12 protein-coding genes and 2 tRNA genes are annotated in these 10119 nt (G+C 40.1%); 11 read left to right on the forward strand and 3 right to left on the reverse strand.

Annotated elements, in window-relative coordinates; genetic code table 11:
• Positions 1 to 420 precede the first annotated feature (420 nt).
• From CTN07_RS19855 to CTN07_RS19890, 8 genes are all read left to right on the forward strand, one after another.
• Entirely contained in the window at positions 421 to 1269 is an 849-nt protein-coding gene (locus tag CTN07_RS19855) for an urease accessory protein UreD (protein ID WP_005303999.1), read from the forward strand.
• A gap of 24 nt (positions 1270 to 1293) precedes the next feature.
• On the forward strand, positions 1294 to 1596 hold the full coding sequence (ureA, locus tag CTN07_RS19860; protein ID WP_036765376.1) for an urease subunit gamma: 303 nt from the start codon (positions 1294 to 1296) through the stop codon (positions 1594 to 1596).
• A 9-nt stretch (positions 1597 to 1605) separates the two neighbouring features.
• Positions 1606 to 1920: an urease subunit beta gene (locus CTN07_RS19865; RefSeq protein WP_036765374.1), complete on the forward strand. Its 315-nt coding sequence runs from the start codon at positions 1606 to 1608 to the stop codon at positions 1918 to 1920.
• 2 nt (positions 1921 to 1922) lie between these two features.
• On the forward strand, positions 1923 to 3626 hold the full coding sequence (gene ureC / locus CTN07_RS19870) for an urease subunit alpha (RefSeq protein WP_005303993.1): 1704 nt from the start codon (positions 1923 to 1925) through the stop codon (positions 3624 to 3626).
• Positions 3627 to 3643: 17 nt separating this feature from the next.
• Positions 3644 to 4102, forward strand: coding sequence for an urease accessory protein UreE (gene ureE, locus CTN07_RS19875; protein ID WP_036765373.1), 459 nt, complete (start codon positions 3644 to 3646; stop codon positions 4100 to 4102).
• Between the two features lie 29 nt (positions 4103 to 4131).
• Positions 4132 to 4797 (forward strand): urease accessory protein UreF, encoded by a 666-nt coding sequence (locus CTN07_RS19880; protein WP_005303989.1) that lies wholly within the window; start codon positions 4132 to 4134, stop codon positions 4795 to 4797.
• A gap of 12 nt (positions 4798 to 4809) precedes the next feature.
• A complete protein-coding gene (gene ureG, locus CTN07_RS19885; RefSeq protein ID WP_005303986.1) occupies positions 4810 to 5430 on the forward strand; it encodes an urease accessory protein UreG in 621 nt (206 codons plus the stop codon).
• A 128-nt stretch (positions 5431 to 5558) separates the two neighbouring features.
• Positions 5559 to 6449, forward strand: coding sequence for a LysR family transcriptional regulator (locus tag CTN07_RS19890; RefSeq protein ID WP_036765927.1), 891 nt, complete (start codon positions 5559 to 5561; stop codon positions 6447 to 6449).
• Between the two features lie 117 nt (positions 6450 to 6566).
• On the opposite strand, the gene CTN07_RS19895 is transcribed toward CTN07_RS19890, so the two are convergent.
• Together CTN07_RS19895 and CTN07_RS19900 are read right to left on the reverse strand one after the other, a co-directional pair.
• Positions 6567 to 6643: transfer RNA gene (locus tag CTN07_RS19895), tRNA-Asp, on the reverse strand.
• A 42-nt stretch (positions 6644 to 6685) separates the two neighbouring features.
• Positions 6686 to 6776 (reverse strand) — tRNA-Ser (locus tag CTN07_RS19900).
• Positions 6777 to 7189: 413 nt separating this feature from the next.
• Here CTN07_RS19900 and CTN07_RS22855 point away from each other — a divergent pair.
• The 3 genes from CTN07_RS22855 to CTN07_RS19910 are packed head-to-tail and all read left to right on the forward strand — an operon-like array spanning position 7190 to position 9749.
• Complete coding sequence (locus CTN07_RS22855; protein ID WP_168443827.1) at positions 7190 to 7336, forward strand: hypothetical protein; 147 nt, start codon at positions 7190 to 7192, stop codon at positions 7334 to 7336.
• Between the two features lie 5 nt (positions 7337 to 7341).
• Positions 7342 to 8274 (forward strand): DMT family transporter, encoded by a 933-nt coding sequence (locus CTN07_RS19905; protein WP_005303982.1) that lies wholly within the window; start codon positions 7342 to 7344, stop codon positions 8272 to 8274.
• A 14-nt stretch (positions 8275 to 8288) separates the two neighbouring features.
• Positions 8289 to 9749 carry a sodium:solute symporter family protein gene (locus CTN07_RS19910; protein ID WP_036765372.1) on the forward strand — a complete coding sequence of 487 codons (1461 nt, stop codon included), beginning with the start codon at positions 8289 to 8291 and terminating at the stop codon, positions 9747 to 9749.
• A 122-nt stretch (positions 9750 to 9871) separates the two neighbouring features.
• Here the strand turns inward: CTN07_RS19910 and CTN07_RS19915 are convergent.
• Positions 9872 to 10119, reverse strand: a 248-nt coding sequence (locus tag CTN07_RS19915; protein ID WP_501037824.1) for an Orn/Lys/Arg family decarboxylase, incomplete at its 5' end; no start/stop codon positions are given.

Raw genomic sequence — 10119 nt, forward strand, 5'->3', positions numbered from 1 at the left:
TTGATGAAATATATGTTTCCACAATTTACAAAATAAACTTCATCGCATTCTTATATTCCTATTATTTCTTATCACTCTTTTAAGTTTTTAAATTAACGCTCAATTTAAAATATTAAAACTTAAAATTTAAGCGAATAACTAAAATATACCACAATCACATAAACAATTAAATATTACAAATCATTACCACTGAAAATTTTGAGCGTATTTTTACATTCAATAGTAAAAATCTTTATTGCCTAACCATAAAACTCGGTCTATCATCGCGCCATCAAATACAGGATTATAAATATAATTATTATTAACTTTTTATTATAAAACTATTACTTATCTTTGTTGGCTTATTTCTATTTTAGCAATATTAATTATTGCAATAATTTCCTTTATTAAACTAATTATGTCGTAAAGGCAGAGGTTTATATGCCTGAAAGTTCCAACTCAAACTTGGGTTGGCTTGCAGAACTTTTTCTGCGCTATGAACAACGTCGAGGAATGACTCGTCTTGTCGAAAGGAAGCAAATAGGACCATTAGCTGTACAACGGCCATTTTATCCAGAAAATGGAATTTCTCATACGTATTTACTGCATCCCCCTGGTGGTGTAGTGGGTGGCGATCAGATACATATCAATGTCGAAGTTGGTCCCGATTGCCACTCACTACTCACAACCCCTGGAGCAACAAAGTTTTATCGAAGCACTGGAGTTACCGCGACACAAAAACAGACACTTATAGTTAAAGACAATGGTATTTTAGAGTGGCTTCCTCAAGAGAATATTTTCTTTCCTAATAGCCACTGTGATTTAAATACTCACGTTATATTAACATCAGCAGCGAAATTTATTGGCTGGGAAATTCAATGCTTTGGTCGGCCAACACTTAATGAAGTTTTTTCATCAGGTCAAATCAGGTGCTCAACCCGAATTGAGTTAGATAATCAACTTATCTCTCTTGAATCACTTTATCTAGAACAGTTGGACCCAGATAAACAATCTGCAGGTATGCGGCAGTATCCAATGATAGGAACGCTCTATATCTATCCATATAGTGAAGATTTAAAAATCGAGCTTCAAAACACTTTGTCTCTTTATCAGCAGCGATGTAATGAAGCATTAGAGTATGGATTGACAGATATAGATGGACTGATTGCCATTCGATTATTAGGTAAACATACCGAACCTATGATGGGTTGCTTTGTAGAAGTATGGAAAAGAACTCGTCTCCACTGGTTTGGCGTTGAGCCTACAGTGCCAAGAATTTGGGCAACCTAAATAGAGCGTTGCTTAGGAGATATTATGGAATTAACACCAAGAGAAAAAGATAAGTTATTACTGTTCACTGCAGGCCTTGTCGCCGAGCGTCGAAAAGAACGTGGCTTGAAATTAAATTACCCTGAATCTATTGCCCTTATAAGTTGCGCCATTATGGAAGGTGCTCGTGATGGAAAAACGGTTGCAGAGCTAATGAACTTTGGCCGAACAATATTGACTGCAGATGATGTTATGGAAGGTATTCCTGAAATGATCCCAAATATTCAGGTTGAATGTACGTTTCCAGATGGAACCAAACTTGTCTCAATTCACGAGCCAATTATATAGGAAAGAAAAATGATTCCAGGCGAAGTGATTATTAACCAAGAATTAGGTGATATTGCACTTAATATCGGTCGAATGGTTATGACAATTCGAGTTTCTAATAGTGGAGACCGTCCAGTACAAGTTGGCTCTCATTACCATTTTTATGAAGTTAATCCGTTTCTAATTTTTGAACGAGAGCTAACAAAAGGCTATCGACTCAATATTCCCGCGGGTATGGCTGTTCGTTTTGAACCAGGCCAACGCCGTACGGTTGAGTTGGTGAAATTTGGTGGAAAACGTGAAATATATGGCTTTCATGGTGAAATCATGGGCGAGGTAAAATAACAATGGCAAACATTTCTCGTCAAGCTTATTCCGATATGTTTGGTCCAACGGTAGGTGACCGCGTTCGTTTAGCCGATACTGAGTTGCTACTAGAAGTTGAGCGCGACTTCACAACATATGGTGAAGAAGTCAAATTTGGCGGCGGTAAAGTTATTCGTGATGGTATGGGCCAGAGCCAAGTCACCAGTGAACATTGTGTTGATGTACTCATTACAAATGCTCTTATTATCGATCACTGGGGTATTGTAAAAGCGGATATCGGTATTAAAGACGGTCGTATATCCGGAATAGGTAAAGCGGGTAACCCAGACGTCCAGCCTAATGTTGATATTGTTATCGGTCCCGGTACAGAAGTTGTGGCAGGCGAAGGCAAGATCGTAACAGCTGGAGGAATCGATACTCACATTCATTTTATCTGTCCTCAACAAGCCGAAGAAGGATTATGTTCTGGCTTAACAACCTTTATCGGTGGCGGAACCGGTCCAGTGGCGGGTTCCAATGCAACAACCGTGACACCAGGGGTCTGGAATATGTCACGAATGCTGGAAGCCGTTGATGACTTACCTATTAATGTGGGTTTATTTGGTAAAGGTTGTGTCAGTAAACCAGAAGCATTACGAGAGCAAATTGAAGCTGGAGCTGTTGGTTTAAAACTGCATGAAGATTGGGGAGCAACGCCCGCTGCTATTAATAACTGTATGAATGTGGCAGATGAGATGGATATTCAAGTTGCTATCCACTCAGACACCTTAAATGAAGGCGGATTTTACGAAGAAACGGTTAAAGCCATTGGTGATCGTGTTATCCACGTATTCCATACCGAAGGCGCTGGCGGTGGACATGCACCAGATGTGATCAAATCGGTGGGTGAACATAATATCTTACCAGCATCAACAAACCCAACAATGCCTTACACCATCAATACTGTAGATGAGCATTTAGATATGTTGATGGTTTGTCATCATTTGGACCCATCAATACCAGAAGATGTAGCTTTTGCTGAATCTCGTATTCGTAGAGAAACCATTGCAGCCGAAGATATTCTGCATGATCTTGGTGCAATATCAGTAATGTCATCAGATTCTCAAGCAATGGGCCGTGTTGGAGAAGTCATTACTCGTACCTGGCAATGTGCTAATAAGATGAAGCTTCAGCGAGGTTCATTAGAAGGTGATACTCCATTTAATGATAACACCCGAATCAAACGCTACATTGCTAAATATACGATCAATCCAGCTATTGCTCATGGTATTTCTCACGAAGTGGGTTCTCTAGAAGTGGGTAAACTGGCAGATATCGTTTTATGGGATCCTGCTTTCTTTGGTGTCAAACCAGCTCTAATTTTGAAATGTGGTTTAGTTGCCTATGCCCCTATGGGTGATATCAATGCAGCAATTCCAACGCCACAACCCGTACATTATCGTCCTATGTACGCATGTTATGGCAAAGCGATGTATAGCTCATCCATGATTTTTATGTCTCAAGCTGGAATAGATAACGGTGTCCCAGAACAATTGAACTTAAAGAGTCGTATCGGTCGAGTTCATGGTTGTCGAAATATTTCGAAAAAAGACATGATTCATAATAGTTATACCCCATGTATTGAATTGGACTCTCAAACTTATGAAGTCAAAGCAGATGGGATTCCTTTAACTTGTGAGCCAGCCACAGAGCTGCCTATGGCACAACGTTACTTCTTGTTTTAATGGTAGGTAAATAGAAGATGCTTCAATTTATTACACTGATCGAACCGGATCATAGCGCTGATACTCAGGCGGATTATCAGATTTGCTTAACCATGGATGAACGAACCAAAAGCCGACTTAAAGTGACACTCAGCAATGGGCTGGCTGCTGGTCTTTTTCTCCCAAGAGGAACCATTTTAAAAGAAGGTGATGTGGTTGCCGCAGAAAGTGGTGAAACAGCCATTATTATTGCGGCGAAAGAAACCGTCTCAACTGTTATTACTGAAGACCCATTATTACTTGCTCGCGTCTGTTATCACTTAGGTAATCGACATGTACCGCTACAAGTAGAACAAGGCTGGTGTCGTTACCAACATGATCATGTTCTTGATGATATGGTTCGAGGCCTAGGCGCTCAGGTTATTGTTGAACAAGAAAAATATCAACCAGAACCTGGTGCTTATGGCGGTACTACTGGTGGTCATCATCACCATTAACTATTTAGAATTTTTGTTGTGAGTTTTTTATGTTGGCAGATCTGCGGTTATATCAACTCATCAGCCCTTCTCTACCAGTGGGATCTTTCACTTATTCACAAGGATTAGAATGGGCTATAGAGTGTGGTTGGATATCCGATCCTCAGACACTCAAGCAGTGGTTAACTCAGCAGTTACTCGACAGTATTGCAACGCTTGAGTTACCCGTACTCTATAAAATGATTGATGCTCTTACAAAAGGGAAAACTCAACAAGCCCAAGAGTGGAGCCAATTAATTGTTGCAAGTCGAGAAACAAAAGAACTGAGAGCTGAAGAGCGTCAACGTGGATATGCCTTTGCTCAACTATTGCCTAAATTAGGAATTGAACTATCAGAAGAAGAGTTAGCAATGGTAAAGCAGACACAAATCGCTGCTTTTTCCTTAGCGGGTATTCACTGGAAAATTCCTAATCATCAACTGGCTAAAGGTTATCTGTGGGCCTGGCTTGAAAACGCCGTTATGGCTGGAGTCAAACTAGTCCCCCTTGGTCAGACGGCTGGGCAACAGTTAATTTTTGAATTAGCAGAGATGATTCCAATAGCGTTAGAGAAAAGTTTAACGTGGCCCGACAATAACATTGGCAGTTTTACTCCAGCTCAAGTTATTGCGAGTTGCCGACATGAAACTCAATACACTCGATTATTCCGTTCATAAGGATTCAAACTGATGCAAAATTATAAACAGCCCTTAAGAATAGGGGTTGGTGGCCCAGTCGGTTCAGGCAAAACTGCGCTGTTAGAAGTTCTGTGTAAAGCACTGCGAGATCGCTTCCAGATTGCGGTCGTTACAAATGACATTTATACGCAAGAAGATGCAAAAATTCTAACACGAGCAGAAGCATTAGATGCTGATCGTATTATTGGTGTCGAAACCGGAGGTTGTCCTCACACCGCAATTCGTGAAGATGCATCAATGAACTTAGCGGCAGTTGAAGAGTTGGCTATGCGCCATAAAAACTTAGATGTCGTATTCGTTGAAAGTGGTGGCGACAACCTTAGTGCAACATTTAGTCCAGAGCTAGCTGATCTTACAATTTATGTTATTGATGTTGCCGAAGGTGAAAAAATTCCACGTAAAGGTGGTCCAGGTATTACGCGCTCAGATCTTTTAGTGATCAATAAAATCGATCTGGCACCTTACGTTGGGGCATCGCTAGAAGTTATGGAAGCCGATACCGCGAGAATGCGACCAGAAAAACCGTACGTATTTACTAACTTAAAAGAAGGTAAAGGCCTCGATAAGATCATCGATTTTATCGTTGATCGCGGTATGCTCGAAGTGCAATAACCCTATTTATTATAATAATATTGCTATTTTATTTGGAGAAGGAGTAGGTCCCCTTCTCCCTTTTTATTCGCTCGAAACAAAATTATCGTTTATTCTACCTTTTATGATTTACGATGATGAAAGTTATGATGCTCAATCCTATTTGGCTAAAAACATTTACAACTCTTATTGATACAGGTCACTTCACAAAAACAGCTCAAAAGTTATTTATGACTCAACCTGGTGTTAGTCAGCATATAAAAAAACTTGAAGAGTATTGTGGCTACCCGCTGATAATTAGAGAGAAAAAAAGTTTTGAGCTTACCGAACAAGGAAGATTGGTTTATCAGTACAGCCAACAACTTGAAAAAAATGAGCAAACATTACTCGATCAACTGGGTTCCGATGACCCTTTCTGCGGTACTTGTTCTATTGCCTGCTCAGGCTCTCTCGCTTTAAGTTTGTATCCAGCTCTACTTCATGTTCAATCTCAACATCCACAGTTAAATATACACATTGAAGCTGCTCCAAATCATAAGATTTTGCACGAAATAACCTCCGGAGATATTGAACTTGGAATCGTTACTCAACAACCGAATTCTGGCTTGTTTGATTTTAAAACGGTTGGATTTGAAAACCTTTATTTGATCGTCCCCCACAGAGCACACACAACAATTACTCCTGATGATTTATTATCTTTAGGTTTAATTGATCATCCAGATGCCCAACTCTACTTATCAATGTTTTTCACTCAATGTGGTGATAAAAAATTAGCAGAAATGGATACAAGTACTTTGCCAGTATCAAGTTATATCAATCAACTAAGCCAAATATTACTGCCTATTGCAATGGGAGTTGGCTTTACGGTTCTGCCGAAAAGTGCTGTAGATCAATTTACAAGCAAAGATAAACTGACGGTTATCCAGACCCCACAAACAGTTAGCGAAACCTTATACCTAGTAAAGAAAAAACATCGAGTATTAGGTGCTCGTTATTGCACAATAGAAAAAGTTATCACAGAGCTTTTCAATCAAGTTTAAACAACGCTATTACATAGCAAAAGATTGTTTTCTAGAGGAAATCATTAAACAGAAAGCTGTTTTGAACAAAAAGAGATACAAAAAAGCCTCAACATTTCTGCTGAGGCTTCGTTGTAGTGGCGGAGCGGACGGGACTCGAACCCGCGACCCCCGGCGTGACAGGCCGGTATTCTAACCAACTGAACTACCGCTCCAATTCTTTACTTAAGCTCGGAAAACCAAACTTAAAGAATAAGTGGCGGAGGGATAGGGATTTGAACCCTAGATACGCTACAAACGTATGCCGGTTTTCAAGACCGGTGCTTTCAACCACTCAGCCATCCCTCCGTAAGTGCTGCGAATAATACTGCCAGATTTTTATCTTGTAAAGCACTTTTTTATCCATAAAAACCAATTGGGCATCTAACATTCAAATCGATTCTAAAGACGACGAAATAACAAAATAAAATTTATTTAGCTTTATACCCAAACGACTTTAAAGCACAAAATTCATAACCTTGCCAACCTTGTCCACAAACCCAGTCACTTCCATCAAATCTTACATTTTGTCACTACTTGAGAATATCGTTATCACAACTTACTCCCTTTAGCAGCAATGAATAATTTTATAGCAGGTTTTCGCTAGTTATCACTCTAATTCTCGACCAATATCACTCTCAACCACTCTTCATTTGTTATTTGTACCAACACAAAAACATAGGAGAGTACCCCTTCGATTTCTGTTCACAAAGGACTGGATAATGCTAACAGGTTATTGGTCTATTGATGCCTTTTTGATTGCAAACTTGATACTCTGTTTAGGTGTCTCAGTGGTCTTTGGTTATCAGCAATATACCGGTGGAGGAGCCTTAGATGACACCTCTTCAAAGCATTCATCTAAGGAGTAGTTACGATGAATCCAAAAACACTCGGTTATTCAACCATGATCATTTCAGCCACCTTAATGGGGTGCGTTGGTCTTTTTGCTCGCAATATTAATACCAGTGGTGATGTTATTGCATTTACACGTATGGTTGTAGGTGCGGTTTGTATTTTTGCTCTGATGTATTATCAAGGAAAAACCTTACAGATAAAATCCACTAAGCTCTCCCCTACGGTCATTGCCAGTGGCGCTTGTTTAGGACTCTGCCTTGCCGCCTATGTTTCTGCAACCCAATACACAACTCTTGCCAATGCGGTCTTTCTAATTTACACAGGTCCAGTTGTTTCAACCATTTTGGCTGCAATCTTCTTAAAAGAAAAAATTTCTGCTTTAACTGCTGGATTTTTAAGTGCTGTTTTCGTGGGCTGTTTACTGATTATTGGTGTTATCGGCTATACGCCAGAGTCTGGATTTACCATGTCTTTATCCTTTTCAAAAGAGACTATGCTAGGTGATATGCTAGGTCTAACCTCTGGTATTGGCTATGGTTTATATCTATTCTTTAGTCGCTATCGTACCGATGTCAGCTCAGACTCTCGCTCTTTCTTTAACTTCCTATTTGGTGCCATTGCCATTGGCGTTTGCTTTATGATTAATCCACCATCATTGGCTGAAATGAATGCCAGTTCGTGGGTTTGGTTATTAGCAATGGGCTTCTTTATTGGTTTTGGCGCTCTATCATTATTAACTATTGCAGCAAAACATTTAAAAGCTGCTGAACTGGCCTGTGTGTCCTATCTGGAAACCGTTGTTGGTGCAGGTATCGGTATCATGATGTTTAATGAATCCCTTACAACGCTTCAAGCTATTGGTGGCATTCTTGTTATCGGTGGCGGTATGGGTGAGATTGTGATCAGCATAGCGAAAAAACGTCAAACAACAAAAAGTGCACCAGCAATCTAATCTAAGGGGGCGTTATGAATACCTCCCTAAATTGGTGGCTACTCTTAGGAACCATATCCATTATGGTCGGGTTAGCCACCTACAGTAATAAAGTGATGCATAAAGGCAATGGAGAGGGAGGTTTTCTCCTTGCCTCAAACTGTTTAGGTCCTTTTATTGGGGCCTCAACAATTGTTGCAACCGCGTTTTCTGGCTGGGGATTTATGGGTTCCCCAGGTGTTGCCTATAAATATGGCGCAATAGAGTTGCTTGGCAATTTTTTCTTTGCCCCAGCAATTGTCCTAGCCGTTCTTTTTTGTGCACGTTTTCTGCACCACAAAGCACAAACTATGGGGACGCTAACTATTCCAGAATACATAGCCCATAGCCATTCTGGGCCCGATAGTATTAAGCGAGTCACTCAAGCCTTTGCCGCTATTATTACGATTGTTCTACTACTCGTTTTTTTAGTTGGCCAAATTAAAGCGTTAGGATTACTGGCAGGACAATGGCTAGGTATTGATGCAATCACAGCTTCTCTTATGATGGTTGGAGTTATCATCTTATATACATCTGTTGGTGGACTTGCTGCTGTTGCTTTTACGGATACCTTTATGGTGATTGGGATGTGCGCATCGGCTTTAATTGTTGTAGTAACTATTTTTGCCGATATTTCACCTACTGACTTTATTGATCAACTTAATCAAATCGATCCTCAACTACTTGCTCCTGATAATTCAGGCCCATATGGTGAAAGCCAATGGCATGTTTTGATGGTGTTGCCTTACGCATTTATCTACAGTGCAACACTCCCTTATATGTCTGTTCGCTTTATGGCTTTTGCTAAAACAACAAAATTACATCATGTTGCTGCATATATTACTCCAATGGCTTGTCTATTAAGTCTTGTTCCTATGGTTGGCTTATATATGCGAGTAAAAATGCCCGAACTGGATAATCCAGATAGTGCGATGCCAATGTTCTTAACCCATTATCTCTCCCCGACACTTTCAGCAATTGTCACCTTGTTTATTTTATTTGCCATGAAGTCGACCGCCAATTCGGTTCTTCATGCAATTTCAGGAGCCGTATCGCACGATCTTCGTCAAGCGCTATGGCCTCAATGTAAATTAAATAAAAAACAGCTACTTATGTTTAATCGAGTATCGGTTCTACTATTAGGGCTACTTGGCTTTGTCATTATGCTTTTTACTCCCCCGCTAATGTTATCTATGCTAGCAATCTTGGGGTCTGGGACTTTAATGGCTGCATTAGTCGCCCCTACACTACTTGCTCATTGGTTTCCAGGCAATATCTATGCGGCGTTAAGCTCTTTAGTTGTTGGTTTTTTGAGTGGAACCGCTATGTTTGTACATTGGGATCTTGGCTGGGTAGAGGCTCCTCTTTATGCCTCATTTTTAGCATGTTGCAGTTATGTCATTATTGGAAAATGCTTTCAGAATCAACTTATAACTCATACCAGTTCATTACATTAATTGGGGAATAACATATTTTTTTTGCAATTTCCACTTTAGAGATAACAGAAAAAAGAGGCTAATGTTTTCACATTAGCCTCTTTATTACGTTAAGTTTTATTTAGCAAGTGCGGTGTAAATAATTACTTAAGCGCATCTTTTTTGATACATAGAACGTGGTATTTACCGTTCTCGATCTCAGCACCTTCAGTTTCGTGTTCGAAACCAGGGAACTCTTCATCCCAAGCTTCTAGCGCTTTTAGATACTGGATTTGTGGGCTGTTTTCGTCACCGAAGTTTTCACCACCCATTAGCATTGGGATGCCTGGTGGGTAAGGGATAACAGAGTGCGCTGCAACACGACCAACAAGTTCATCCGAAGCAACTAGCT

This window comes from Photobacterium damselae (assembly GCF_003026815.1).
GTDB classification, from domain to species: Bacteria; Pseudomonadota; Gammaproteobacteria; order Enterobacterales; family Vibrionaceae; genus Photobacterium; species Photobacterium damselae.